Source organism: Sedimentimonas flavescens (assembly GCF_019264375.1).
Lineage (GTDB): Bacteria > Pseudomonadota > Alphaproteobacteria > Rhodobacterales > Rhodobacteraceae > Rhodobacter > Rhodobacter flavescens.
In genome coordinates this window covers 65,608-90,177 of record NZ_JAHVAI010000006.1, presented here as the reverse complement: position 1 = coordinate 90,177, position 24,570 = coordinate 65,608, and the positions used below count along the sequence as shown (strand labels likewise).

General features: G+C 65.0%; 25 protein-coding genes. 14 read left to right on the top strand and 11 right to left on the bottom strand.

What is annotated here, in order from left to right:
* Positions 1-8: 8 nt before the first annotated feature.
* From KTQ37_RS07745 to KTQ37_RS07735, 3 genes are read right to left on the bottom strand one after another with little or no spacing between them, the layout of a single operon-like run.
* Positions 9-2,030 carry an MlaD family protein gene (locus KTQ37_RS07745; protein ID WP_218629931.1) on the bottom strand — a complete coding sequence of 674 codons (2,022 nt, stop codon included), beginning with the start codon at positions 2,028-2,030 and terminating at the stop codon, positions 9-11.
* Positions 2,027-2,638 (bottom strand): paraquat-inducible protein A, encoded by a 612-nt coding sequence (locus tag KTQ37_RS07740; protein WP_375546103.1) that lies wholly within the window; start codon positions 2,636-2,638, stop codon positions 2,027-2,029. Before KTQ37_RS07740 ends, KTQ37_RS07745 begins: the two co-directional genes overlap by 4 nt.
* A gap of 2 nt (positions 2,639-2,640) precedes the next feature.
* Positions 2,641-3,258 (bottom strand): paraquat-inducible protein A, encoded by a 618-nt coding sequence (locus KTQ37_RS07735; protein ID WP_218629929.1) that lies wholly within the window; start codon positions 3,256-3,258, stop codon positions 2,641-2,643.
* 116 nt (positions 3,259-3,374) lie between these two features.
* Between KTQ37_RS07735 and KTQ37_RS07730 the strand changes: the two genes are divergently transcribed.
* From KTQ37_RS07730 to KTQ37_RS07710, 5 genes are all read left to right on the top strand, one after another.
* Entirely contained in the window at positions 3,375-4,217 is an 843-nt protein-coding gene (locus KTQ37_RS07730; RefSeq protein WP_218629985.1) for a flagellar motor protein MotB, read from the top strand.
* Positions 4,218-4,317: 100 nt separating this feature from the next.
* Positions 4,318-5,649: a flagellar hook protein FlgE gene (locus KTQ37_RS07725; protein WP_218629928.1), complete on the top strand. Its 1,332-nt coding sequence runs from the start codon at positions 4,318-4,320 to the stop codon at positions 5,647-5,649.
* 21 nt (positions 5,650-5,670) lie between these two features.
* On the top strand, positions 5,671-7,125 hold the full coding sequence (gene flgK, locus KTQ37_RS07720) for a flagellar hook-associated protein FlgK (protein ID WP_218629927.1): 1,455 nt from the start codon (positions 5,671-5,673) through the stop codon (positions 7,123-7,125).
* A 1-nt stretch (position 7,126) separates the two neighbouring features.
* On the top strand, positions 7,127-8,140 hold the full coding sequence (locus tag KTQ37_RS07715) for a flagellin (RefSeq protein WP_218629926.1): 1,014 nt from the start codon (positions 7,127-7,129) through the stop codon (positions 8,138-8,140).
* Positions 8,140-9,237, top strand: coding sequence for a flagellar basal body P-ring protein FlgI (locus tag KTQ37_RS07710; protein ID WP_218629925.1), 1,098 nt, complete (start codon positions 8,140-8,142; stop codon positions 9,235-9,237). The genes KTQ37_RS07715 and KTQ37_RS07710 overlap by 1 nt, the downstream gene beginning before the upstream one ends.
* A 52-nt stretch (positions 9,238-9,289) precedes the next feature.
* Here the strand turns inward: KTQ37_RS07710 and KTQ37_RS07705 are convergent, their stop codons facing one another.
* Entirely contained in the window at positions 9,290-11,494 is a 2,205-nt protein-coding gene (locus tag KTQ37_RS07705) for an NADP-dependent isocitrate dehydrogenase (protein WP_218629924.1), read from the bottom strand.
* A gap of 314 nt (positions 11,495-11,808) precedes the next feature.
* On the opposite strand from KTQ37_RS07705, the gene KTQ37_RS07700 reads away from it, so the two are divergent.
* The 7 genes from KTQ37_RS07700 (at position 11,809) to arsJ (ending at position 18,144) form a co-directional block, all read left to right on the top strand.
* Positions 11,809-12,078 carry a helix-turn-helix domain-containing protein gene (locus tag KTQ37_RS07700; protein ID WP_218629923.1) on the top strand — a complete coding sequence of 90 codons (270 nt, stop codon included), beginning with the start codon at positions 11,809-11,811 and terminating at the stop codon, positions 12,076-12,078.
* 63 nt (positions 12,079-12,141) lie between these two features.
* A complete protein-coding gene (locus KTQ37_RS07695; protein WP_218629922.1) occupies positions 12,142-13,848 on the top strand; it encodes a SulP family inorganic anion transporter in 1,707 nt (568 codons plus the stop codon).
* Positions 13,849-13,926: 78 nt separating this feature from the next.
* The gene (locus tag KTQ37_RS07690; RefSeq protein WP_218629921.1) at positions 13,927-14,313 is read left to right on the top strand and encodes a phage holin family protein; all 387 of its coding nucleotides are present in this window, start codon (positions 13,927-13,929) and stop codon (positions 14,311-14,313) included.
* Positions 14,314-14,436: 123 nt separating this feature from the next.
* On the top strand, positions 14,437-15,012 hold the full coding sequence (locus tag KTQ37_RS07685) for a hypothetical protein (RefSeq protein ID WP_218629920.1): 576 nt from the start codon (positions 14,437-14,439) through the stop codon (positions 15,010-15,012).
* A 77-nt stretch (positions 15,013-15,089) separates the two neighbouring features.
* A complete protein-coding gene (locus KTQ37_RS07680) occupies positions 15,090-15,914 on the top strand; it encodes an arsenate reductase/protein-tyrosine-phosphatase family protein (RefSeq protein WP_218629919.1) in 825 nt (274 codons plus the stop codon).
* Entirely contained in the window at positions 15,911-16,909 is a 999-nt protein-coding gene (locus tag KTQ37_RS07675) for an ArsJ-associated glyceraldehyde-3-phosphate dehydrogenase (protein ID WP_218629918.1), read from the top strand. The genes KTQ37_RS07680 and KTQ37_RS07675 overlap by 4 nt, the downstream gene beginning before the upstream one ends.
* Positions 16,906-18,144, top strand: coding sequence for an organoarsenical effux MFS transporter ArsJ (gene arsJ, locus KTQ37_RS07670; RefSeq protein WP_328799701.1), 1,239 nt, complete (start codon positions 16,906-16,908; stop codon positions 18,142-18,144). Before KTQ37_RS07675 ends, arsJ begins: the two co-directional genes overlap by 4 nt.
* On the opposite strand, the gene KTQ37_RS07665 is transcribed toward arsJ, so the two are convergent.
* Entirely contained in the window at positions 18,141-18,689 is a 549-nt protein-coding gene (locus KTQ37_RS07665) for a cupin domain-containing protein (protein ID WP_218629916.1), read from the bottom strand. The two genes, arsJ and KTQ37_RS07665, sit on opposite strands and share 4 nt — an antisense overlap.
* A gap of 167 nt (positions 18,690-18,856) precedes the next feature.
* Here KTQ37_RS07665 and KTQ37_RS07660 point away from each other — a divergent pair, with 167 nt between their 5' ends.
* Together KTQ37_RS07660 and KTQ37_RS07655 are read left to right on the top strand one after the other, a co-directional pair.
* Positions 18,857-20,230 (top strand): aminotransferase family protein, encoded by a 1,374-nt coding sequence (locus KTQ37_RS07660; protein WP_218629915.1) that lies wholly within the window; start codon positions 18,857-18,859, stop codon positions 20,228-20,230.
* 134 nt (positions 20,231-20,364) lie between these two features.
* Entirely contained in the window at positions 20,365-20,529 is a 165-nt protein-coding gene (locus KTQ37_RS07655) for a hypothetical protein (RefSeq protein ID WP_218629914.1), read from the top strand.
* 6 nt (positions 20,530-20,535) lie between these two features.
* Here KTQ37_RS07655 and KTQ37_RS07650 read toward each other — a convergent pair whose 3' ends face one another.
* The 6 genes from KTQ37_RS07650 to rimM form a co-directional block, all read right to left on the bottom strand.
* Positions 20,536-21,345, bottom strand: a complete 810-nt coding sequence (locus KTQ37_RS07650) for a division plane positioning ATPase MipZ (protein ID WP_218629913.1) — start codon at positions 21,343-21,345, stop codon at positions 20,536-20,538.
* Positions 21,346-21,524: 179 nt separating this feature from the next.
* Complete coding sequence (rpmE, locus tag KTQ37_RS07645; protein ID WP_218629912.1) at positions 21,525-21,746, bottom strand: 50S ribosomal protein L31; 222 nt, start codon at positions 21,744-21,746, stop codon at positions 21,525-21,527.
* A gap of 11 nt (positions 21,747-21,757) precedes the next feature.
* Complete coding sequence (gene rplS / locus KTQ37_RS07640; protein WP_218629911.1) at positions 21,758-22,129, bottom strand: 50S ribosomal protein L19; 372 nt, start codon at positions 22,127-22,129, stop codon at positions 21,758-21,760.
* A gap of 234 nt (positions 22,130-22,363) precedes the next feature.
* On the bottom strand, positions 22,364-23,233 hold the full coding sequence (gene trmD, locus KTQ37_RS07635; protein ID WP_218629910.1) for a tRNA (guanosine(37)-N1)-methyltransferase TrmD: 870 nt from the start codon (positions 23,231-23,233) through the stop codon (positions 22,364-22,366).
* Positions 23,230-24,039: a hypothetical protein gene (locus tag KTQ37_RS07630; RefSeq protein WP_218629909.1), complete on the bottom strand. Its 810-nt coding sequence runs from the start codon at positions 24,037-24,039 to the stop codon at positions 23,230-23,232. Before KTQ37_RS07630 ends, trmD begins: the two co-directional genes overlap by 4 nt.
* Positions 24,036-24,545, bottom strand: coding sequence for a ribosome maturation factor RimM (rimM, locus tag KTQ37_RS07625; RefSeq protein ID WP_218629908.1), 510 nt, complete (start codon positions 24,543-24,545; stop codon positions 24,036-24,038). Before rimM ends, KTQ37_RS07630 begins: the two co-directional genes overlap by 4 nt.
* Between the last annotated feature and the right edge of the window lie 25 nt (positions 24,546-24,570).

Here is a 24,570-nt window from a genome sequence, read left to right as displayed (position 1 = left end):
GTCTCCTGTCAGCGGCCCAGAATGAAGGCGCGGGGGTTGCGTTCGATCATGCGCGCGAGCGACCCGAACGCGGATGTCGCGCGGCGCAATTCGCGCATCGTGTCGAGCACCTCGGCGTTGAAGGCCGACCGCTCGCCATAAGACGCCACCAGCCGCTCCGCGGTGGTCACCAGCGATTCCAGCTTCGCGGTCAGCTCGGGCAGGCGTTCGGAGGCGCTTTCGATGGCGGTCGCAGCATCCTGCGCGGCCACGAGCGTGCCGTTGATCTTCTCTGCCGCGCCGCCTTCGCGCAGCTCTGCCAGTAGCGCCGCGGATTCTTCGAGCGTATCCGAGAGCGCGCGCGGCAGGCGTTCGGCATCTTCCGAACCCAGCATGGTGCGGATATCGGCCAGAATGCCGTCGATCTTGGTGCCGATCTCGCCAAGCGGCATCTCGGCCACCGCCTGCGCGGCGGCATCGGTCGACGCCAGCGTCTCGGCCAGCCCCTCGAACTCGCTCATCACGGTCGAGGCGGCCTCGGTCATCCCGTCAAGCGCCGCAATCGCCTTCTCGGAGGCGCCGCCCTGGTTCAGGCGCTCCACCAGCGCGCGGAGTTCCTCCAGCAGGCCCGCAAGCTCGCCCGGAACGGCGCGGGTATCCTCGCTCTCGGCGACGGCAGAAATGCTGTCGAGCGACCGGATCGCAGAGGCCATCAGTTCTTCGATCGGCAGGGCTTCGATGCGCTGGAACACCCCTTCGGCTGACGCCGCCAGATCGTTCGTCTTGGCCTCGGCAGTGGGCAGGGTGGGATAGGGTTGGGCCGTCAGGTTGATCACGGCGGGCGGAACATTGGGCACGTCGGTCAGTTCGATCACCAGCGTCGAGCCGAGCAGGCCAACACCAGCGACACGGGCGCGCAGCCCGGAGTCGACCTCGGTCGCGAGGAATTCGTTGACGATATCGCGCTCGGTTCCGCGCGCCAGGCCGAGGCGTTCGGGCGAAAGCGCGATGACGACCTGTTGCTGGGCATAGCGCGTGCCGGTGCTGTCGGTCAGCACCTTGATCGACAGATCGGTGACCTCGCCCGCCTCGACACCGCGGAATTGCACCTTGGAGCCGCGTTGGAGCCCCTCGATCGCGTCGTCGAACAGCAGCGTGTAGCGCGCGGGTTCCGCCAGATCCGACCCGAAGATCGAAGTTCGCGCGGCCTCTGACGTTCCATAAAGGCGGAAGGGGAAGCCGTTCTGGATGAAGGTGCCGCCGGTGGTGAACGTGTCGAACTCGATCCCGCCCTGCACCAGCGAGGCCAGTGAGCGCATGTCGAGGCTGACCCCCGAGGCGCTGAGCGAGACCGAAATGCCCGAAGTATCCCAGAACCGCGTGTTGGTGGTCAGGCGCCGGTCGTGGGGCGCGTCGATGAAGGCGTCAATGATCACGCCGGAATCGGCGTCGTTCAGGCGCAAGTTCTGGATGCGGCCCACGGTGATACCGCGAAACAGCACAGGCGCGCCTTCGGCCAGCCCGCCGGCATCCTCGGCGCGCAACTCGACCCAGGTGCCCTTCGTCGGGTCGGGCGTCACCGGCGGCTTGTCGAGGCCCTGGAACTCGGTCTGCGGCCCTGCGCTTTCGGCATCCCAGTAGCCTTCGATGAAAGTGCCTGACAGCACCGTGTCGAGCCGCGAGATCCCCTGCGCCGAGACCTGCGGGCGCACCAGCCAGAACCGCGCCTCGCTATCGACGAAATGCGCGACGTCCTTGTTCACCCGAACGCCGATACGGACCGAGCTGAGATCGCGGCTGAAGCCCACGGTCTCGACGCGGCCGACCTCGACCTCTCGGAATTTCAGCACGGTCTCGCCGGGGCGCACGCCCGTCGCGTCCGCGAAGTCGATCTCGATCAGCGTGCCGCGGTCGGCATAGGATTGCCAGGCGATACCAAGCGTGATCGCAAGCGCCACCAGCGGCACCAGCCAGATCACGGACAGGCGGGTCCAGATCGGGTTCGGGGCGGGGCTGGTTTCCAGATCTGCGGGGCGGAGTTCGTCGGTCATGGTCCTGTCGTTCTTGCGGGGCCGCGCCAGATCAGGCGGGGATCGAAACTTTGCGCCGAGAGCATGGTCAGGGCAACCGAAAGCGCGAAGGCGGCGGCGGCCGGGCCGGGATGAATCGAGACAACGGCTCCCAATTGCACCAATGCTGACAGGATCGCTACAACGAAAACGTCAACCATCGACCAGCGCCCGATGAATTCGACCACCTCGAACAGGTGCAGGTGCCGGTGCGCGCCCGCGCGGTGCTCGTTCCCGACGGCCAAAGCGAGATAAGCGATGGCGATGAACTTCGACACCGGGATGACGACCGAGGCCACGAACACAACGGCGGCGACGAAATAGCTGTGATGCGTGATCAGCTCGATCACACCGCCGATGATGGTGTTTTGCTGGTTTCCGGCCAGCGTCGAGGTGCGCAGCATCGGGTAGAGGTTAGCGGGGATGTAAAAGATCAGCCCGGCGAACCACCAGGCCCAGACCGCTTGCAGCCCGGCCGTATCCACGCGCTTCAGCGCTGCCCCGCAGCGCCCGCACTCACGGGTCTGCGCAGGCCAGACCTTGCCGCAGCGCGTGCAGCCCACCAGCCCCGCATCGCGCGCGGTTTGCACGGTTACTTCTGCCCGATTGCGTCCCATATCGTCCACTGGCTCAGAAAAGCGTTCTTGAGGGCATTCACGATGATCAGGGCGCAGAAGGCCCAGAAGGCCGGCCCGAGCGAGACCGAAGCCAACCCGCCGATCTTCACCAGCGCAACGCCCGTGCCGATGATGAAGATCTCGGCCATCGCCCAGGGCTCCAGCTCTTCGGCGAGGCGAAAGACGCGGCGGGCGTGGGGCCAGGCGGGGCGGGCGTTGGCCAGCGGCCAGAGCGTGTAGATCAGCGCGCCGAAGCGCACGATCGGCAGGCCCACGATCAGCATCAGCACCGCCAGCGACAGCGGCGCCAGAAGCCCGTCGGAGAAAGCCATGGCGACCTCGAAGACCGAGCTGGCATGAGAAAAGCCCTGCGCCGAGATTTTCAGGAAGGGAAAGAAGACGGCCGCGATCATCAGGATCATCGCGGTAAACGAGAGCGCGATGACATGCAGAAACGACCGCGCGCGTGGCGTGATCAACAGTGTGCCGCAACGGGCGCAGGCGGCGCGCTCGTTCTCCCCCAAATGGCGGGCATGGTGCAGCGCGTCACATTTGGGGCAGGCGATTAACTGGTCAATCGGGGGCTTTTGCATGAAGGGACAATAGTGCTGGCGGTGTGCTTCGCAAAGGGATCGGACGAACTTCGGCGCTTAAGTGCGCATTAATGCCACGATGCTAGACCGGAGGCCGGGTGAAAGCGAGGTGGCATATGGCGGCGCGCGATAACGCGGCTCCGATCATCATCAAGCGCAAGAAGATTGTCGCGGGTGGCGGGCATCATGGCGGGGCCTGGAAAGTGGCCTATGCCGATTTCGTCACGGCGATGATGGCCTTCTTCCTGCTGATGTGGCTGTTGAACGCGACGACCGAGAAACAGCGCAAGGGCATCGCCGATTATTTCAACCCGACGATTCCGATCAACCGGATCTCGGGCGGGGGTGAGGGGGCGTTTGGCGGCGATTCGGTCTTCTCCGAGCAGCAGATCGCACAGACCGGCACCGGCGCCTCGCAGCATCGCCCCAGCACCGAACGTCAGGCCCGCGGACAAGAGGGCGCCGAGGTTGCGAAAGACCCCGCGCGCGACGAATTCGACCGCGTCGCGCAGAAGATCGAGCAGGCTCTGATGGGCGTGGGAGGCGAGTCGATGGTCAGCGACCAGCTCGCGCGCCACATCGTCACCCGCGTCACCGACGAGGGGCTGATCGTCGAGTTTTTCGATCTGCCCGACGCGCCGCTCTTTGCCCCCGAAACCGCCGAGCCCGAGCCTGTCACGCGCGAAATCGCGGCCATGCTGGTGCGCGTCTTCGGCATTGTTCGAAACGAAGTGGCCCTGAACGGCTATACCCGCGCCTACCCCGAGGTGCTGCGCCATAACCCGATGTGGGATCTGTCGCTTGCGCGGGCACAGGCCATGCGCGGTCTGCTGGAAGGGGCCGGGTTCGACCGCAAGCGCGTGCAACGGGTCAGCGGATTCGCCGATCGCAAGCCCTCGACCGGGCTGCCGATGTCGGAGCGCAACAACCGGCTCGAGCTGATCTTGCTGCGCAACTGAGGGATAAAATCCCTTTAATTTGAGTCGTTAGGGCGATGTTAAGGGCGCGTGCGCCACGCTGCGGGGTGATCAAGGGACGCAGCAGCAGAAAGGCGCATTCATGTCCATTTCTTCTTCGCTCAATGCGGGCGTCGCCGGGTTGGCGGCAAACGCGACGCGACTGGCCACCATCTCGGATAACATCGCCAACTCGGCGACCTATGGCTACAAGCGCGCGACATCGGATTTCGAGAGCCTGGTACTGAGCCAGTCGAGCAACGCGGGCGCCTATTCTGCCGGGGGTGTGCGCACCTCAACCGGGCGGTTGATAGACGAACGCGGCGCGCTCGTTTCGACCTCGAACGCGATGGATATCGCGGTTGCGGGCCGTGGCTTTCTGCCGGTGGCGACCTCGGCCTCGCTCAGCAATACCCTGGGCGAGCAGCCCCTGATGATGACCACGACCGGATCATTCCATACCGACAGCGAAGGCGTTCTGCGCACCGCGTCCGGGCTGGTGCTGCTGGGGTGGCCCGCGAATGCCGATGGCAATATCCCGAACATGCCGCGCGATACGGTGACGGGCCTCGTGCCGGTGGTGATCAACGCCAACCAGACGGCGGGGGATCCGACCACCACGATGAACCTTGGCGTCAACCTGCCCGCCACCGCGACCGAGGCCGGCGAGAGCGGCGAGACGCTGCCCCTGACGGTCGAGTATTTCGGCAATCTCGGCAACCCCGAGACGCTGAACATCTCCTTCACGCCGAGCGTGCCGGCCAGCGGCGCGTCGAACGCCTGGACGATGGTGATCCGAGATTCCGCCACGCAGGATGATCCGGCGACGGCAGCGGATGAAAGCATTATTGGCGAATACCAGATGACCTTCGACGACAGCCGCGGCAATGGCGGCACGCTGGCCTCGGTCAACGTCGTGTCGGGCGGGGCCTACGATCCGGTGACGGGCGCACTCGATCTGACAGTGGGCGGTGGGCCCTTGTCGGTCACGATCGGCAAGATCGGCGATACCAACGGGCTGACGCAGCTGTCGTCCTCTTTCGCGCCCAGTTCGATCACCAAGGATGGCTCGCCCGTGGGGAACCTGACCGCGATCGAGATCGATGAGAAGGGCTATATCAAGGCGACCTATGACACCGGCTTTATCCGCACGGTCTACCAGATCCCGGTGATTGACGTGCCCAATCCGAACGGGCTGAACGCGCTCGACAACCAGACGTTCCAGGTCTCACCGACGTCGGGCTCGTTCTTCCTGTGGGATGCGGGCGACGGGCCGACCGGGGGGATTCAGGGCTACGCGCGCGAGGGCTCGACCGTCGATGTCGCCGAGGAACTGACCAACCTGATCCAGACGCAACGCGCCTATTCCTCGAACGCCAAGGTCATCCAGACCGTCGATGAGATGTTGCAGGAGACGACGAACATCAAACGCTGAGAGTCTGACGGAGACTGAGCCATGGGCATATCCACATCGCTATCGAACGCCTTGTCCGGGCTGAATGCCGCCGCCCGGATGGCGGATGTCGTGGCCTCGAACACGGCCAACGTGCTGACCGAAGGATATGCCCGGCGCGAGTTGTCATTGTCGGCGCAGTCCCTGGGCGGTGTCGGGGCGGGCGTGCAGATCGACGGGGTGGTCCGCGTGGTTAATGAGGGGGTCTTGCAGGATCGCCGTCTGGCCGATGCGGCAGCCAGCAACGCGACAACGCGCGTGGCGTTTCTTGAAAGCGTCGAGCAGATGATCGGCGCGCCGGGGCAGGCAGGCTCGCTTTCGTCGCGCCTTTCGGGGCTGGAGGCGGCCTTTGTCCAGGCCGCCAGCCAACCCGAGAGCGAGGCTCGCCTGGCAAGCGTTCTCGATGCCGCGACCAAGGTGGCTGGTCAGATGAATACCATGTCGGCCTCGGTCGGGCAGATGCGGCAAGAGGCCGATGCGCAGATCGCAGAACAGGTCGAGGCGCTAAACCAGGCGCTTTCGCAAATCGACGATCTGAACGCGCAGATCCTCGCGCAGCGCGCGGCGGGTCACGATGCCACCGCGCTGATGGACCAGCGTCAGGCACTTGTCGATCTGGTGGCCGAGATCGTTCCGATCCGTCAGGTCACGCGCGACAACAATCAGGTTGCGCTGTTTACGACGGGGGGCGCGGTGCTGCTGGAGGATATTCCGGTTCGGGTCGGGTTTTCGGCAACGGGCGCGATCAGCGCCGATATGAGCTATGAGAACGGCGATCTGTCCGGCCTGACGCTGAACGGCATGGCGATCTCGCCCGGCGACGATGGGGTGATGGGCGGGGGCAGGCTGGGTGCACTCTTTGCCGTGCGCGATGAACTCGCCCCGCAGACGCAATCGCGCATCGACGCGATCGCCCGCGATCTGATCGAGCGTTTCGCCGATCCGGCAACCGACCCGACGCTTGCCTCCGGGGCGGCCGGGTTGTTCACCGATGGTTCGGGCAGCTTCGATCCGGCCTTTGAGGCGGGGCTTGCGGGCCGTATCGCGGTCAATGCCGCGGTCGATCCCGAGCGCGGGGGCGCGTTGTGGCGGCTGCGCGATGGCATCGGGGGAGTGGCGCCTGGGCCAGTGGGCGCCTCGGGGCAGTTGACGGCGCTGGCCGAGGCGCTTGGGCGTGGGCGGGTTCCGGCATCCGGTGATTTCGGAGCGGCGTCGCGCTCGGCTTCGGGTCTGGCGGCGGAACTGATCTCGCGGGTGTCGTCGGATCGGCTGACCGCGCAAAGCATCGAAAGCTATAGCCTCGCGCGGCAGGAAGCGCTGACCGAACTGTCGCTCGCCGATGGGGTCGATAGCGATTACGAGCTGCAAATGCTGCTGCGGGTCGAGCAGGCCTATGCCGCCAATGCCAAGGTCATCCAGACCGTCGATACGCTGATCCAGCAACTTCTGGGGTTGTGAAATGAACTACGTTTCCGTGGGTGACATGGCCCAAAGCTACCAGCTGCGCCGGCACGGGGTGCAGCTCAAGACGGTGATGAGCCAACTGACCGAAGAGGTCATGACCGGCGTGAAGCAGGATGCCGCGAAAGCGGTTGCGGGCAACTTCGGCGCGCTTGCCGCGATTGATCACTCGCTGAGCATGATCGAGGCCTATGATCTGAGCGCGAAGGAGGCTGGGCTGCGGGCCGCAGGGATGCAGAGCGCCCTCGGCCTGATGCAGGAAAGTGCCGCCGATCTTGGAACGGGCCTTCTGGCATTGTCCGGCGCCACGAACCCGCAGCCGGTACAGGCCGCGCTCGCCGATGCGGCGCAGCGGTTCGAGGCGGTGATTTCCGCCCTCAATACCGAGGTCGCGGGGCGGCATCTGTTCTCGGGTGCGGCCAGTGACACGCGACCCGTTGCCGATACGGGTACGATCCTGACGGCGCTTTCAGCGAAGATTGCCGGACTGACCAGTGCGACGACGATCGAGACGGCGGTGCTGACCTGGTTTGACGCCCCGCGCGGTGCGGGCGGGTTTCTCGATATCGCCTATTCTGGCAGAGATACCTCAAGCGGCGCTGTCCAGATCGCCGAAGGCGAGCGGCTTTCGCTTGACTTGACCTTGGCCAGTCCGGGCCTGCGGCAGACCTTGGGCGGTTTCGCTATGGCCGCGCTGGTCGGGCATGACATGGTTCCACAAGACGATGATCTGCGCGCCGATCTGACGCAGGCGGCGGGGGAGCGTCTGCTGTCAGCGGAAAGCGCGCTGGTCTCGTTTCGCGCCGATCTGGGCGTGGCCGAGGCGGCTATCGAGGATGCGCGCACGCGCAACAGCGCCGAGAAGTCGTCCCTCGAACTGGCCCGTGTAGAGTTGATCGGTGCCGATCCCTATGAAAGTGCGACAGCCTTGCAGGCCGTCGAGACGCAGCTTGAAACGCTCTACACCCTGACCGCGCGCCTTTCGGCGCTGAGCCTGGCGGATTACCTGTGATGCGATTTGTCCTGACCCTGTTGTTCCTGTTGTTGCCCGTGCTGGCCAGCGCCGCGCCGATCCGGATCAAGGATCTGGTCGAGTTCGACGGGGTGAGGGGCAATGATCTCGTGGGTTATGGCCTCGTGGTCGGACTGAATGGCACCGGAGACGGCATTCGCAACTCGCCCTTCACCGAGGAGATCATGTCGAACATCCTCGAGCGATTGGGCGTGAACGTGACGGGCGAGCAGTTCCGCCCCAAGAACGTGGCCGCCGTTCTGGTCACCGCGACGCTGCCGCCCTTCGCGCGGGCAGGCGGGAGGATCGACGTGTCGGTTTCGGCCATTGGCGATGCGAAAAGCCTGCTTGGCGGGACGCTGGTGATGACGCCGCTGAACGCGGCGGATGGAGAGATCTACGCCGTGGCGCAGGGCGCGATCCTCGCGGGCGGCGCCTCGGCCGAGGGGCAGGGTGCCTCGATTGTGCAGGGTGTGCCGACCTCGGGCGGGATTCCCGGCGGCGCGCGGATCGAGCGTGAAATTGCCTTTGAACTCAACAGTCTGGAGACCATCCGCCTTGCGTTGCGCACCCCCGACTTTACCACCGCCGGACGGATCGAACAGGCCATCAACGCGGAGTTTGGGCGCCGCGTCGCCGTCATGCAGGACTCGGGCACCGTGGCGGTCAGTGTCGGAGGCACGTCGATGCGCTCCGCCGCGCATGTGATCGGGCGACTGGAGAATATCGCGGTGGAGCCCGAACGGCGCGCGCGGGTGGTGGTGGATCAGCGTTCGGGCACGATTGTCATGGGTGAGGATGTGCGGATCTCGCGCGTCGCGGTCAGCCAGGGAAACCTGACGCTGCGGGTCGAGGAAACGCCCGTCGTTGTGCAGCCCAACCCCTTTGCCGAAGGAAGCACGGTCGTCGTGCCGCGCACTCAGGCCTCGATCGAGGAAAATCCGGGCATTCGCATGGCCGAGGTTCAGTCAACCAGTTCGCTGTCGGATGTGGTCGCGGGGCTGAATGCGCTTGGGGTCAGCCCGCGTGACATGATCGACATCCTGAAATCCATCAACGCCGCAGGCGCGTTGCACGCCGAATTCGTGATGAACTAAAAAGAAACCCGGCCGAAGCCGGGTTCCTGGATCTTTGCGGTGGCCCGAAGGCTTAGCCGATGATCTTGTTGAAGGTCGCCGAGGGGCGCATGACGGTTGCGGTCTTGGCCGCATCGCCATGGTAGTAGCCACCCAGATCGACCGGCTTGCCGCGGCCCGCCTGAAGTTCGGCCACGATGGTGGCTTCGTTCTCGGTCAGGGCCTTGGCAATCGGCGCGAAATGCGCGGCCAGTGCGGCGTCGTCCGACTGTGCGGCCATCGCCTGCGCCCAATACTGGGCGAAGTAGAAATGGCTGTCGCGGTTGTCGGGCTGGCCAACCTTGCGGCCCGGCGACTTGTCGTTGTCGAGGATGCCCTGCGTGGCCACGTCCACCGCATCGCCCAGCACGCGGGCCTTGGCGTTGCCCTTCGCATCGGCGAGGAAGCGGAAGCTTTCGCCAAGTGCGCAGAATTCGCCAAGCGAGTCCCAACGCAGGTGGTTCTCTTCCATCAGCTGCTGGACGTGCTTGGGGGCCGAGCCGCCCGCGCCCGTCTCGAACAGACCGCCGCCCTGCATCAGCTTCACGATCGACAGCATCTTGGCCGAGGTTGCCAGTTCCAGGATCGGGAACAGGTCGGTCAGGTAGTCACGCAGCACGTTGCCGGTGATGGCGATGGTGTTCTCGCCTTTGGTGATGGTCTCGAGCGAGGCGATGGTGGCTTCGCGCGGGGCCATGATCTCGAACTTGTCGGCCACGCCCTTGGCGGCGAGGATCGGCTTGACGTATTCGATCAGCTGCGCGTCATGGGCGCGCGCGGCATCGAGCCAGAAGATCGCGCGGTAGCCGGTGGCCTTCTGACGGTCGATGGCCAGGTTGACCCAGTCCTCGATCGGCGCCTTGCGGGCCGAGGCCGAGCGCCAGATGTCGCCCTTCTCAACGGCATGCGAGTGCAGCACGGTGCCATCGTCGAGGATCATCTTGACGGTGCCGTCGGCCGGGATCTCGAAGGTGGTCGGGTGCGAGCCGTATTCCTCGGCCTTCTGCGCCATCAGGCCGATGTTCTGAACGGTGCCGGCGGTGGCCGGGTTCAGCTTGCCATTGGCCTTGAAGAACTCGATCGTCGCGTCATAGACCGGCGCGTAGGAGTTGTCCGGGATCACGCAGACGCAATCGTGTTCCTTGTTGTCCGGGCCCCAGCCCTTGCCGCCGGCGCGGATCAGCGCGGGCATCGAGGCATCGATGATCACGTCCGAGGGCACATGCAGGTTGGTGATGCCCTTGTCCGAGTTCACCATATACATCGGCGGACGGGTCGCGTTGACCGCGTCGATGGCGGCCATGATCTCGGCATTGTCCTTGACGCGGTTGAGCAGGTCGCCCAGGCCCGAGTTCGGGTTGACGCCAAGCGCCTTCATCTGCTCGCCGTATTTCTCGAAGACCGGCTTGAGCCAGGCTTTGACCGCATAGCCGAAGATGATCGGGTCCGAGACCTTCATCATCGTGGCTTTCATGTGCAGCGAGAAGAGGACGCCCTCTTGCTTGGTCTTGGCGATCTCTTCGTCAAGGAACGCACCGAGCGCCTTGGCCGACATGTAGGTCGCATCGACCACGGTGCCTTCGGGGTATTTCACGCCGTCCTTCAGGACGGTTTCGCCCGCGGCGGTTTCCAGCACGATCTTGGCCGAGGCGGCTTTCGGCAGGGTCGCCGAAACCTCGTTCGAGAAGAAGTCACCTCCCGACATGGCGGCCACGCGGGTCTTGCTGTCGGCAACCCAGTCACCCATGCGGTGCGGGTTGTTCTGGGCGAATTTCTTGACGGCGGCGGCGGCGCGGCGGTCCGAGTTGCCTTCGCGCAGCACCGGGTTCACAGCCGAGCCCTTGATCGCGTCGTAGCGGGCGCGGGCATCTTTCTCGGCGTCGGTCGCGGGGGCTTCGGGATAGTCGGGCAGGTCATAGCCCTGCGATTGAAGTTCCTTGATCGCGGCAACCAGCTGCGGGACCGAGGCCGAGATGTTCGGCAGCTTGATCACGTTCGCCTCGGGGGTCTTCACCAGCTCGCCCAGCCAGGCCAGATCGTCCGACTGGCGCTGCGCGTCGGTCAGCTTCTCGGGGAAGGTGGCGATGATGCGGCCCGCCAGCGAGATGTCGCGGGTATCGACCGAAACACCAGCCGCGGCGGCGAAGCTGCGGATGATCGGCAGGAGCGAGGCCGAGGCCAGCTCCGGCGCTTCATCGACCTTGGTATAGATGATGTCGGGGGTTTGGGATTCAGCCATGTGCTCTCAGCCTTTCTGTGACGCCGCGGAAACTAATCGACCGGCTGGGGCTGGCTTGGTTGCAGGCGCCGAGGCGCATTCTGCGAAAAACCAGCTTTGACGGCCAGAATTTGCCCTGTGTGATGGGTGTTTACCCGGTGAATTGCCATTCCTGCAAGGATGTCAGCGCTCACGGGGGTGCGATTTGCCGGTTTTTCCTGAGCGATTTGCGCAAGGCGGTCGCGCGAATGTGCTCATTCACGCGAAGAATGATGTTTGAAACATGATATTGCATGGTATTTACTGAAATAGTTCACTCCTGCACCGGAATAGTGATGATTACTTCTGCTCAGATGCGTGCGGCGCGTGCCCTGCTGGGAATCGACCAGAAAGCCCTGGCCGAGATGGCGGGGGTCTCGGTGCCGACGATTCAGCGGATGGAGGCCAGCGCGGGTAATGTGCGCGGGGTCGTCGATACGCTGATGAAGGTGATCGAGGCCTTCGACCGTGCCGGGATCGAGCTGATCGCCGAGGGCGCGCCAAGCCGTGGCTCGGGCCGGGGGGTGCGCCTGAAAGAGCCTGTCGAAACGAAGAAGACATCATGACCCGCGTCGGATAGCCGGGGCCTGCGCTCCGGGTGTTCGCCGCCTTGCAAGAGGCCGCCGGAGATGACCCGCCAGACCACCAAGCAACCGCCTGTGCCCTTCGCCGAGTTGTTCCTGCCCAAGCTTGTGACCGTCTTGCGCGAGGGCTACGGGATGCGGGACCTGCGGGCCGATGCGCTGGCGGGGCTGACGGTGGCCATCGTCGCGCTGCCCCTGTCGATGGCGATTGCCATCGCCTCTGGCGCCACCCCGGCGCAGGGGCTTTATACGGCGATTATCGGCGGGTTCCTGGTGTCAGCGCTTGGCGGCAGCCGCTTCCAGATTGGTGGCCCCGCCGGGGCGTTCATCGTGCTGGTGGCAAGCACTGTGCAAATGCACGGGATGGACGGGCTGTTTCTGGCGACGATCCTGTCGGGCTTGATCCTGGCCGCCATCGGATTCTTGCGGCTTGGCACCTATATCAAGTTCATCCCCTACCCGGTCACCGTGGGTTTCACCGCAGGCATCGCGGTGATCATCTTTGCCAGCCAGATCAAGGAGTTCCTTGGCCTGACGCTCAGCGTCCCCGAGCCCGGGCCGCTGGCCGAGAAACTGCCCGTGCTCTGGGATGCGCTGCCAACGGCCAATGCGGTCACCATCGCGCTGGCGGGGGCGACCATACTGCTGATCAACAGCCTGAAAAAACTCCGCCCCGGCTGGCCCGGCATGTTGATCGCAGTGGCGCTGACCTCGGTTGTCGCGATGGTGCTTGGGCTCGATACAGCCACGATCGGCTCGAAATTCGGTGGCATTCCCTCTGGCCTGCCGCAACCGCATCTGCCCGAGATCACCGTGGCCAAGTTGCAAGCCGTGCTGCCCAGTGCGATTGCCTTCTCGCTGCTTGGCTCGATCGAGTCGCTGCTCTCCGCGGTCGTTGCCGACGGCATGACCGGGCGGCGGCACCGCTCAAATTGCGAGCTGGTGGCGCAGGGGGTAGCAAACGTGGCCTCTGGGCTCTTCGGTGGGATCTGCGTGACCGGCACGATTGCACGCACCGCAACCAATGTGCGGGCAGGTGCGCGCAGCCCCATTGCGGGGATGCTGCATGCGGTTTTCCTGCTTCTGTTCATTCTGGTTGCAGCGCCTCTGGCCAGCTACATCCCCCTTGCCAGTCTCGCTGGCGTTCTGGCCATCGTCGCCTGGAACATGGTCGAAAAACACGCCTTCGCCACGCTGCTCCGCGCCTCGCGCGGGGATGCAGCGGTGCTGCTGATCACCTTTGGCCTCACCATCTTCCGCGATCTGACAGAGGCTATCGTGGTCGGCTTCGCACTTGGCTCGGTGCTGTTCATCCACCGCATGTCGAACACGACGGCGGTCGAGACGCACGCGCCCTTCGTCGGCCAGGATCAATCCGACGCCACGCTGCCCGTGCTTGAAGGCCCGGCGGCGAGCGATCGCGGCGTGGTGGTCTATCGCATCTCGGGGGCGTTCTTCTTCGGTGCGGCGGCGTCAATCGGCTCGGTGCTCGACCGGATCGCCGATACGCACCGCGCGCTGATCGTCGATTTCGGCGCGGTGCCGTTTCTGGATTCGACTGCCGCCCATACGATTGAGGGGCTGGCGCATAAGGCCGCGCGGCGCGGCGTGCAGCTTTACCTGACCGGAACCACCCATCAAATCCGCGAGGATCTGTTTCTGCACGGGCTCAAGCCGCCGATGGTGCATTACGCCAACCGCATCGAGGATGCGGTGCGCAAGCTGCATCTCGATGAACGCGGCACCGGCTGAGGCTGCGTCTATGGGCGCCGTGGCGAGGGTCGTGGGTTTGGCGTAGAATGGTGCGGGACGTGAAAAGGGGGCCGCAGGATGCAGGATGATGATCAGACCCAGGAAAGCCGGGTCCGGGGCACGACTCAAATGCTCATCCGCCTCGCCCTGCGCCGTGCGCAGGCGATGGTGCGGCTGGAACTGGCGATCTGGCGGGTTGAGGCCGAGGACCGCCTGCAGGCCCTGCGCGGAGCAGCGCTTTGGCTGGTGTTGGCGGCGGCGGCGCTGTTTGCTGCGGCGGGGGCGCTACGTGATGCTCTGATCGCGGGGCTCGTGGCTTGGGGTCTTAGCCCGGCCTATGCGGCGCTGGCGGCTTCGGCCGGGTTCGTTCTGGTGGCACTACTGATGGGGCTGCGCGTGTCGCGCCTGCTGGTCCGGGCGCGCCGCCCGTTTCATCGCCCGCTCAGCCGCTCGGCTGACGAATAACGCGGAAGGGATGCCATGGCCTCGGAGAACCGCATCGAAAAGCTGGAGCGAGAACTGCATGAGCAGCGTCAGGAGCTGGCCTAACTGCTGGCAGCCATTGCGGGGCGGGTCGCGCCTGGCGCCATGGCGGATGAGGCGTTGAAACTGGCGCAGGAAAACGCGGTGCCTCTGGCGCGTCAGGCTGGTTCGACCCTGCGGCGTCATCCGCTGGCTGCGGCGCTGGTCGGGGCGGGGCTTGCGTGGATCCTGCTCGGCCGTCACGAAGCCGTGCCGGGGGCCGAGGAACCCGAGGACTCGCAGGCAGATACCACCGGGGACGGCTGGGCCGAGCAGATCGACACGCTGCGCCGCGCCGCCTCCGAAGCCCTGCATGCGCTTGAGGCGCAGGCGCTCAGCGGTGCAACTGCTGCCCATGATCTTGCCGATGCGCGCGCCGACATGATGGGCGCCTTCGCGCAGGATCTGCGGGCGCGTTTTGCGGACGGGCTCGAAGGGTTGGGCGAGGATACCCGTGCCAAAGTAATTGCAGCGCGCGAGGCGACCTATGCCGCGCGCCTGAAGGCGCAAGAGGCTGCAATTCAGGCTGGAACGGATGCGAAGAAGTTCGCACAGGACCATCCGCTGGTGACGGTTGCGCTTGGGCTCGCGGTGGGCGCGGCAATCGGTGCGGTTTCCCGGCACCACAGGCGGCGCGACTAACCGACAGAAAAATATAGAAAAGATGCGAAATCATCGAAGATATTGTATAATCTTATTATTTCGAATATCCATGAAATATGGAAAAAGAATCGACGCAAAGATTATTCGCACTCAGCCATGAAGGCCGGCTAGCGGTCTATCGGCTTTTGATGCGCCGATACCCTGACGAGGTGCGCGCGGGTGAGATATCGGAGGCGCTTGCGATCAAGGCCAGCACGATGTCGGTCTATCTCTCGGCGCTGCTCGATGTCGGGCTGGTCACGCAGCGGCGCGAGGGCACGGCATTGCTCTACCGTGTCGATCTGGCGGCGGTGCATGGGTTGCTCGGATTTCTGGTCAACGACTGCTGCCGCGGTCGCGCCGATCTTTGCCCGGTCCCGCCCGAGATCAATCGTCTCAAGACCAATGTGCTTTTCGTTTGCACCGGAAACTCGGCCCGCTCGCTGATCGCCGAGCAATTGCTGCGCAGCATCGCGGGGGATCGCTTCAGCGTCTTTTCGGCGGGAACCCATCCCGCGGGGCGCCCGAACCCGCATGCGCTGGAGGTGCTGCGCGCCGCCGGGCATGAGATCGACACCCTGCGTTCGAAATCAGTCACCGAGTTTCTGGTCGCGAACGCCCCGCAGATGGATTTCGTGCTGACCGTCTGCGATCAGGCCGCGAATGAGGATTGTCCGGTCTGGGCCGGTGTGCCGGTCAGTGCGCATTGGGGCCAGCCCGATCCGGTGCGGGCCGAGGGCAGCGGCGCCGAGGTTCGTGCCGTCTTTCAGCAAACTTACGACACTATGGAGCGGCGGATTCGCGCGCTGGCGGAACTGCCCATTGATGCGCTTGATCGCGCGGGCTTGCAGGCGGCGCTTGACCGGATCGGCGCTGCGGAATTCGAGGAGATACCGACATGACCACCTATGCACTCAACGGCCTTGGCCGGATGGGCAAGCTTGCCCTGCGCCCGCTGCTGGAACGCGGCGCCAAGATCGCCTGGATCAACGATGCCGTGGGTGACCCGGCGATGCATGCGCATCTGCTGGAGTTCGACTCGGTTCATGGCCGCTGGCCCGCGGATTTTGCCTCGGATGCCGACAGCATCACCATCGACGGCACCCGCCTGCCGGTTCACAACGCCCGCCGGATCGAGGATCTGCCGCTTGAGGGCGTCGATGTGGTGATCGACTGCACCGGCGTTTTCAAGACCGAGGCCAAGCTTGCCCCCTATTTCGCGGCGGGGGTGAAGAAGGTTGTCGTCTCGGCGCCGGTCAAGGACGGGCCGACCGCCAATATCGTCTTCGGCGTGAACAACCACGACTACGACCCGGCGATCCATTCCATCGTCACGGCGGCAAGCTGCACCACGAACTGCCTCGCTCCGGTGGTGAAGGTGCTGCACGAGGGGATCGGCATCCGTCATGGCTCAATCACCACCATCCATGACGTGACCAATACGCAGACCATCGTGGATCGTCCGGCGAAAGACCTGCGCCGCGCGCGCTCGGCGCTGAACTCGCTGATCCCGACCTCGACCGGCAGCGCGACCGCGATCACGCTGATCTACCCCGAGCTGAAGGGCAAGCTGAACGGCCACGCGGTGCGGGTGCCGCTGCTGAATGCCTCGCTGACCGATTGCGTGTTCGAGGTGTCGCGCCCGACGAGCGTTGACGAGGTGAACGCGCTGTTCGCGGCGGCGGCGGCGGGGCCGCTCATGGGCATCCTGGGCTATGAGGAGCGTCCGCTGGTCAGCACTGATTACGTGAACGATCCGCGTTCGAGCATCGTTGATGCGCCTTCGACCATGGTCATTAATGGCACGCAGGTGAAGGTCTATGCCTGGTATGACAACGAATGGGGCTATGCGCATCGGCTGGTCGATGTGGCGCTGATGGTCGGGGCCTCGCTGTGAGCGAGCGTGGCCTTGCCGCCTATATCGCGGTGACGGCGGCCTATTGGGCCTTCATGCTGAGCGACGGCGCGCTGCGGATGCTGGTGCTGCTGCACTTCCACGAGCTTGGCTTTTCGCCGGTGCAGCTGGCCTATCTGTTTGTTTTGTATGAGATTGCCGGGGTGGTGACGAACCTCTCGGCGGGCTGGATCGCGGCGCGCTTCGGGCTGACATCGACGCTCTATGCGGGGCTTGGGCTGCAGGTGGCGGCTCTTCTGGCGCTGGCGATGCTGGACCCGGCTTGGGGCGTGGGCCTGTCGGTCGTCTATGTGATGGCGGTGCAGGGCGCCTCGGGCGTGGCCAAGGATCTGGCGAAGATGAGTGCCAAATCCGCCGTCAAGTTGCTGGCCCCCAAGGGCGACGGCGGGCTGTTTCGCTGGGTGGCGCTTCTGACCGGATCAAAGAACGCGGTGAAGGGGCTAGGGTTCCTGCTTGGTGCGGCGCTGCTGGCACTGGCCGGATTCAAGGCGGCGGTGCTGGGGATGGCCGCCGTGCTGGCGGCGATTCTGATTGCGGTGCTGATGCGGATGCCCTCGGGCCTGCCCGCAGGCCGCAAGGACGCCAAGTTCCGCGAGGTGCTCTCAAACAATCGCAATATCAACTGGCTGAGCTTCGCGCGGCTCTTTCTGTTCGGTGCGCGCGATGTCTGGTTCGTGGTTGGTATTCCGGTCTATTTCGCCGCCGTCATCTCGGATGGCTCGCCCGAGGGGAACCGGCTGGCCTTTTTCACGGTCGGCAGTTTCATGGCGCTGTGGATCATCCTTTACGGCGCAGTACAGGCCGCCGCCCCCCGCCTGTTGCGCGCCCGCACCCGCCCCGAGGCCGAGATCATCGCCGAGGCGCGCCATTGGGTCGTGGCGCTTGGATTCGTGCCTTCCGTTCTGGCGGCACTGGTCTGGTGGGCGGGCGCACCCGCACCTTGGCTGACGGTGGCGCTGATCGTCGGGCTTCTGGTGTTCGGCGCGATCTTCGCGGTGAATTCGTCGCTGCATTCCTACCTCATCCTCGCCTTCACGCAGGAGGATCGCGTGACGCTGGACGTGGGCTTTTACTACATGGCCAATGCGGCGGGGCGGCTGGTGGGCACTGTTCTGTCGGGGCTCAGCTACCAGTTCGGCGGGCTGGCGATGTGCCTTGCGACGGCGGCGGTGATGGTGGGCGTCAGCGCATTTGGGGCCGCGCGGCTTCGGGCCTAGAAGCTGGGCGGGGTGCAGGCGCTGACGACGTGGCAGGGCTCGTGCCCGACGGCGCGGAAGCGGTGGGGGCGGTCGCTCTCGAACGCATAGGCATCGCCGGGCCCAAGAACCTTGCGCTCACCATCCACGGTGACCTCAAGCCGGCCGGACAGGATGATGCCCGCCTCTTCGCCCTGATGGGTCAGCGGCACCCGGCCGGTGTCGGCGCCGGGCTGGTAGACCTCGCGCAGCATTTGCAGCGCCATGCCCGCGCGCGGCTCGCCTACCTGCCGATACGAGATTGGCCCCTTGCCGATCTCGATCAGTTCCTCGGCGGCGAAGAAGAAGCGGCGCGGCGCGTCGGGCTCGAAGGCGAAGAACTCGGCCAGGCCGATCGGCAACCCGTCAAGGATGCGCTTGAGCGCGCCCACCGAAGGGTTGATCGAGTTCGACTCGATCAGCGAAATGGTCGAATTCGGCACGCCCACGCGCTTGGCCAGAGCCCGCTGCGACAGGTTGCGCGCCTCGCGCAGCGCCCTCAACCGCCCGCCAATATCCACATCCATGCGCCCGCTCCGTTCAGGGTGTTCAGTATTCACCAATACTGCGCTTCTGGTGCGTGTAAATACAATGCTCTGCGCGAGGTAAGAAACAGAATTGCGCGAAAGCACGAAGCATGGCGCAGTGGGGATGGAAACCGCCGGGCCAACCCGGCCCTGTCAGGATTCGTCCCATGAACATCACCACCAACGAACTGCGCCACGTGATCGAGGCCGACCGCGCCCATATCTGGCACCACTTGATGCAGCACAAGGCGCTGGAGACCACCGATCCGCGCGTCATCATCGAAGGCAAGGGGATGCGAGTCTGGGATGCGGCGGGCAACCAGTTTATCGACGCCGTCTCGGGCGGGGTCTGGACGGTGAACGTGGGCTACGGGCGCGAGACCATCGCCAATGCGGTGCGCGACCAGCTGATCAAGATGAACTACTTCGCCGCCGCTGCAGGCTCGATCCCCGGCTCGCTTTTCGCCGAGCGTCTGCTGGAGAAGATGCCGGGTCTGAGCCGCGTCTATTACGCGAACTCGGGTTCCGAAGCGAACGAGAAGGTGTTCAAGATGGTGCGCCAGATCTCGGCCCGCCATCACAAGGGCAAGAAATCCAAGATCCTGTTCCGCGAGCGCGACTACCACGGCACCACGATCGGCGTTCTGGCCGCCTGCGGTCAGGCCGAGCGCGCGGCGATGTATGGTCCCTATCCGGACGGTTTCGTGCAGGTTCCGCACTGCCTTGAATACCGTAAGCAGTGGGACGTCGAGAATTACGGCGAGCGCGCCGCCGATGCGATCGAAGAGGTGATCCTGCGCGAAGGCCCGGATACCGTGGGCCTGCTCTGCCTTGAGCCGATCACCGCGGGTGGTGGCGTCATCGTGCCGCCGAAAGGCTATTGGGAGCGCGTGCAGGAGATCTGCCGCAAATACGATATCCTTCTGCATATCGACGAGGTCGTCTGCGGCGTCGGCCGCACCGGCGTGTGGTTCGGCTACCAGAACTACGGGATCGAGCCCGATTTCGTCACCATGGCAAAGGGCGTGGCCTCGGGCTATGCGGCGATCTCGTGCACCGTCACCACCGAGCGCGTCTTCGAGATGTTTAAGGACGATCCGAGCGACCCGATGAGCTATTTCCGCGATATCTCGACCTTCGGTGGTTGCACCTCGGGCCCCGCGGCGGCGCTGGAAAACATGCGCATCATCGAGGAGGAGGATCTGCTGGGCAATACGCTGGCCATGGGCGAGAGGCTCAACGGGAACCTTCATGCGCTGATGGAAAAGCACAAGGTGATTGGCGATGTGCGCGGCAAGGGTCTGTTCCAGGGCGCCGAACTGGTCGCCGATCGCGTGACCAAGGAGCCGGTGGCCGAGAAGCTCGCGCAGCAGGTTGTGGCCGAGGCCAGCAAACGCGGCGTGATCATCGGGGTCACGAACCGCTCGAACCCGGGCTTCAACAACACGCTCTGCCTCAGCCCCGCGCTGATCGCGACCTCCGACGATATCGACAGCATCACCGATGCGATCGACGGCGCCCTGACCGCGGTCTTCGGCTGATAACGCCGCGCCAGCCCCTGAACGGGCTGGCGCAAACCACCTTTTGGGTGTCGTGACAAATCCGCAGGCTTGCCGCGCTTTAGTCGCATTTTGCGCGAAAGAATGGTTAATCACTCAACCATGTGGAGATCGAAATGCTCCGTGCTTTCGCATTTCTGACCCGGTGGGGATTGTTCGCACCCGCCGAGGATGACGGCCTCGATGACCGCTACGCGGCCCTGACAACGCGGCGCGCGCGGTTTATTCCGCGCAAGCGACGGATCACGCTGTTCAAGGCGCCGGCGCGCAGGCCACGCTGAGCGCGATCAGAAGTTGATCTCGACGCCGGGCAGGCGCAGTTCCTTGAGCAGGTCGCGCAACTCCTGGCGCGCCGCCACGTTCGAGATGTTCAGGTTGTCGACGCCCAGATCCTTGAGATCGAGCAGCGTCATGCCGCGCGGGAATAGCTCGCGGAAGATCACGCGCTCTGAAAAGCCCGGCGCCACACGGAAACCGATGCGCTTCGAGAGCTGTTCGAGCGCCTCGCCGACCTTGCGCTTGTTGTGCATCTGCTGCGCGCCGAGGCGGTTGCGCAGGACGATCCAGTCGATGGGCTTGAGCCCCGCGCGGGCACGCAATTGCCGCGCCGCCCAGACCATCTCCGAGTAGATCGAGGGCCCCGTGACCTTCGAGGTCTCGGGGTCGATCCGCGCCAGCAGGTCGAAGTCGATGAAGCTGTCGTTGAGCGGGGTGATCAGCGTGTCGGCCAGCGAATGCGCCACCTGGCTGAGGCGGGTATGCGAGCCGGGGCAGTCGATAATGATGAAATCGCAAACCGGCTCCAGCTCCGCCACGGCGGCCGACAGGCGGTGATCGTAGGGGTTCTCGCCGGGGGTAAGGCTGGCAGGATCGACCTCGGGCAGCAGACGGTAATCGGGGGTTGGCAGGTCGAACCCCTCGCGGGCCATATAGGCCAGACGGTTCTCGACATAGCGCCCGAAGCTGCGCTGACGCAGGTCCAGATCGAGCGCGCCGACCTTCCAGCCCATGCGTGCCAGCGCGGTCGCCACATGCATCGAGGTGGTGGACTTGCCCGAACCGCCCTTTTCGTTCCCCGTTACGATGATATGCGCCACGTCGATCTTCCCTTCATCTCGCGCCCTTCCGGCGCTTTGGCACTATAGGTGGCCAAGCCAACCGGTGGAAGCACCTGCTCGCAAGCTGCGTGCAACGGCGCGGAAACGATGTGTTTTCGGCAACAGCCAAAGCAAAAGGGCGCCCCATGGGGCGCCCTTCGCGATACATTCGGCGGGGATCAGAAGCCCAGGCCGGCGTATTTGTTCTTGAACTTCGACACGCGGCCGCCGGTGTCCATCAGCTTGGCCGAGCCGCCGGTCCAGGCGGGGTGCGAGGTCGGGTCGATGTCGAGCGACATGGTGTCGCCTTCTTTGCCCCAGGTCGAACGGGTCTGATATTCGGTCCCGTCCGTCATCTTGATGTTGATGATGTGGTATTCGGGATGGGTATCGGCTTTCATCGGTCCGCTCCTCAGGCTTTGGCTTTGTAGGTGCTGTCTTCGGCGATACGGGCCGATTTACCGCGACGGTCACGCAGATAGTACAGCTTGGCGCGGCGCACGCGGCCACGACGGACGACCTCGATCGAGTCGATGTTGGTCGAGTAGAGCGGGAAAACGCGCTCGACGCCTTCGCCGAACGAGATTTTGCGCACGGTGAACGAAGCGGCGACGGTCGAGCCGCCTTTGCGGGCGATGCAGACGCCTTCATACATCTGCACGCGCGAACGGGTGCCTTCGGTCACTTTGTAGCCGACGCGAACGGTGTCGCCGGCCTTGAAATCCGGGATGTTTTTGCCGAGGGCGGCGATTTGTTCCGCCTCGAGTTGCGCGATCAGGTTCATCGCTTGTCCTTTCAATGCTCGCGGTGGTTCCGCGATGGTCTGGCGCGCCTCAGAGCTCTCGGTCTTCCCTCGGGTCCGGGCCAGTGCCCGCCCGCCAGAGTTGCGGCATCGTTATGAAACCCTTGCCCTTGGCCCGTCATCGGGGAAGTGCCGAAGCATCGGCCAATAGCGAAAGGGTCCGGTGGACAGATTCTGCCCCGGACCCGCGCGATATACGGGTCCGGCACCGATGGGTCAAGCGTCTTCGGCGCCCGGATCGGCCTTTCTGCGTTGGCGTTTTGGCTTTTCCGGGGGCTGGCTCGCCAGATGCGCCTCCCACAGGTCGGGGCGGCGCTCGCGGGTGATCTTTTCCGACTCGGCCCGGCGCCATTTCTCGATCTCGCCATGGTGGCCTGAGGTCAGAACCGCCGGAACCTCGCGCCCTTCCCATTCGGCGGGGCGGGTGTATTGCGGATATTCCAGCAGGCCCGAGGAAAAGCTCTCCTCCTCGGTTGAGGCGGCATTGCCCAGAACCTGCGGGATCAGGCGCACCGTCGCATCAAGCACGATCTGCGCCGCGATCTCGCCCCCGGTCAGAACGAAATCGCCGACCGAGACCTCTTCGATACCGTAGTGATCGAGCACGCGCTGATCGACGCCCTCGAAGCGGCCGCACAGGATGGTCATGCCCTCGGCCCCGGCAAAGCGCCGCGCCATGGCCTGATCGAAGCGCTTGCCGCGCGGCGACATGTACAGAACCGGCCAACGCTCGCGTTCGACAGGTGTGCCGATCGCGGCTTGGTCAAGTGCTGCGCCCACCACGTCGGGGCGCAGCACCATGCCCGCACCGCCGCCCGCCGGCGTGTCATCGACATTGCGGTGTTTGCCCACGCCGAAGGGGCGCAGGTCGATGGTTTCCAGCGCCCACAACCCCATATCCAGCGCCTTGCCCGTCAGGCTCAGCCCCAGCACGCCGGGGAAGGCGTCGGGGAAAAGGGTGACGATCTTGGCGGTCCAGGCGCCCTTGAGGCGCATGTCCGCCATCAGATCCCGGGGCTTGAACGAGGCCGAGATGCTCAGCCGTCCGTGCGATTTGCTCGTGGGTTTCGGGGTGTCGTCGGTCATGGGCGGTTCCGATGGTCCTCGCGTGCCAGCGCGTCCTTGCGCTGTTTCAACTCGGCCGGATCGGCGAGCGTGCGGTTGAGATGCAGGAAGGTCTGGGTGGCAGCGTCCGAGTTGCCCCGGTTCACATGGCTCGCGCGGGGCAGGGCGGCGATCTCGGTGTCGCTCAGCCCCATCAGGCGCAGTGCGGGCGTGGCCGGGCCCTGCTGCAGTGCGCCGATCTCTTCGAGCCAGGCGGTATGCACCGGCACCGGCGCGATCGCACGTGCGACACTCGCCGCCTCGGCATCAAGCGGGGTCAGGCTGCGAAAGCCTGCGCGAAAGGCCGCATAATCCTCGGTCAGGCGGATCGAGCGGGCGATATGCCCCCAGACCGAGCGCAGCCAGCTTTCGTCCTCGCGCAGGGTATAGAGGAATTCGATCCGCGCGGCGGGGCCAAAGCGGCGGCGCAGCTCGGCCACGATCCCACGCGCCAGCGGCACGGCGGCGCGGGCCATGCCGCGCACGGGGCCGCTCAGTGGGCGGCGATGGCCGGGCATGACGCCCGAAAACCCCTCCCAAGACAGGAAGATCACCGGGGCTTCGGGGATCGCCTTCAGAAAATCGCGCAGCGCGCGACGAAACCGCCACAACCGCCAGGGGTGCGGGCGCATCCCATAGCGGCGCGCGGCATTGCCCGCGTCGAGGAAGTCATCCTTGAGGTAGATCGTCACGCGGTCAGCCAGACGGGCACGATGGGCGCGCAGGTAGTCCTGCAGGCTCGACGTGCCAGTCTTGTGAAAGCCCGCATGGACGATGACATGCGTCATTCGACATCCTCGGGCGGGTCGGCGATGATCCGACCGGCCTTGATGTCGACCGTCGGCACCACGGCGCGGGTGAAGGGCAGCATCAGCGTGGTGCGCCGACCGGGGGCGAAGATCTCGAGAATATCGCCCGCGCCAAAGTTCTGCACCGCGCGCACGCGGCCGATGGGCGCGCCGCCAGCGTCGAAGACCTCCAGCCCGATCAGGTCGGTGTGGTAAAACTCGTCATCAGGCAGAGAGGGCAGCTTTTCCCTGTCAACCCAAAGAGTTGCGCCGCGCAGCGCGTCGGCATCCTCCTTGGTGAGCACGCCCGAGAGGCGCGCGCCAAGCCCGCCAGTGACCGGGCGGGTCAGGCGGACGGTGAAGCTGCGCTTGCCATCCTCGCTGTAAAGCGGCCCGTAGGAGGCGATGTCCTCGGGTTCGGTGCAGAAGCTTTTCAGCCGCACCTCACCCTGAACGCCGAAGGCTCCGGCGATGGCGCCGACACAGACACGATCGGATTGCGACATGGGTAGCCTCCTAGCAGAGCGGGCC

Coding starts and splice junctions, on each gene's coding strand:
- KTQ37_RS07745 (WP_218629931.1), bottom strand. CDS start 2,030: ATGACCGACGAACTCCGCCCCGCAGATCTGGAAACCAGCCCCGCCCCG.
- KTQ37_RS07735 (WP_218629929.1), bottom strand. CDS start 3,258: ATGCAAAAGCCCCCGATTGACCAGTTAATCGCCTGCCCCAAATGTGAC.
- KTQ37_RS07730 (WP_218629985.1), top strand. CDS start 3,375: ATGGCGGCGCGCGATAACGCGGCTCCGATCATCATCAAGCGCAAGAAG.
- KTQ37_RS07725 (WP_218629928.1), top strand. CDS start 4,318: ATGTCCATTTCTTCTTCGCTCAATGCGGGCGTCGCCGGGTTGGCGGCA.
- flgK (WP_218629927.1), top strand. CDS start 5,671: ATGGGCATATCCACATCGCTATCGAACGCCTTGTCCGGGCTGAATGCC.
- KTQ37_RS07715 (WP_218629926.1), top strand. CDS start 7,127: ATGAACTACGTTTCCGTGGGTGACATGGCCCAAAGCTACCAGCTGCGC.
- KTQ37_RS07710 (WP_218629925.1), top strand. CDS start 8,140: ATGCGATTTGTCCTGACCCTGTTGTTCCTGTTGTTGCCCGTGCTGGCC.
- KTQ37_RS07705 (WP_218629924.1), bottom strand. CDS start 11,494: ATGGCTGAATCCCAAACCCCCGACATCATCTATACCAAGGTCGATGAA.
- KTQ37_RS07700 (WP_218629923.1), top strand. CDS start 11,809: ATGATTACTTCTGCTCAGATGCGTGCGGCGCGTGCCCTGCTGGGAATC.
- KTQ37_RS07695 (WP_218629922.1), top strand. CDS start 12,142: ATGACCCGCCAGACCACCAAGCAACCGCCTGTGCCCTTCGCCGAGTTG.
- KTQ37_RS07690 (WP_218629921.1), top strand. CDS start 13,927: ATGCAGGATGATGATCAGACCCAGGAAAGCCGGGTCCGGGGCACGACT.
- KTQ37_RS07685 (WP_218629920.1), top strand. CDS start 14,437: ATGGCGGATGAGGCGTTGAAACTGGCGCAGGAAAACGCGGTGCCTCTG.
- KTQ37_RS07680 (WP_218629919.1), top strand. CDS start 15,090: ATGGAAAAAGAATCGACGCAAAGATTATTCGCACTCAGCCATGAAGGC.
- KTQ37_RS07675 (WP_218629918.1), top strand. CDS start 15,911: ATGACCACCTATGCACTCAACGGCCTTGGCCGGATGGGCAAGCTTGCC.
- KTQ37_RS07665 (WP_218629916.1), bottom strand. CDS start 18,689: ATGGATGTGGATATTGGCGGGCGGTTGAGGGCGCTGCGCGAGGCGCGC.
- KTQ37_RS07660 (WP_218629915.1), top strand. CDS start 18,857: ATGAACATCACCACCAACGAACTGCGCCACGTGATCGAGGCCGACCGC.
- KTQ37_RS07655 (WP_218629914.1), top strand. CDS start 20,365: ATGCTCCGTGCTTTCGCATTTCTGACCCGGTGGGGATTGTTCGCACCC.
- rpmE (WP_218629912.1), bottom strand. CDS start 21,746: ATGAAAGCCGATACCCATCCCGAATACCACATCATCAACATCAAGATG.
- rplS (WP_218629911.1), bottom strand. CDS start 22,129: ATGAACCTGATCGCGCAACTCGAGGCGGAACAAATCGCCGCCCTCGGC.
- trmD (WP_218629910.1), bottom strand. CDS start 23,233: ATGACCGACGACACCCCGAAACCCACGAGCAAATCGCACGGACGGCTG.
- KTQ37_RS07630 (WP_218629909.1), bottom strand. CDS start 24,039: ATGACGCATGTCATCGTCCATGCGGGCTTTCACAAGACTGGCACGTCG.
- rimM (WP_218629908.1), bottom strand. CDS start 24,545: ATGTCGCAATCCGATCGTGTCTGTGTCGGCGCCATCGCCGGAGCCTTC.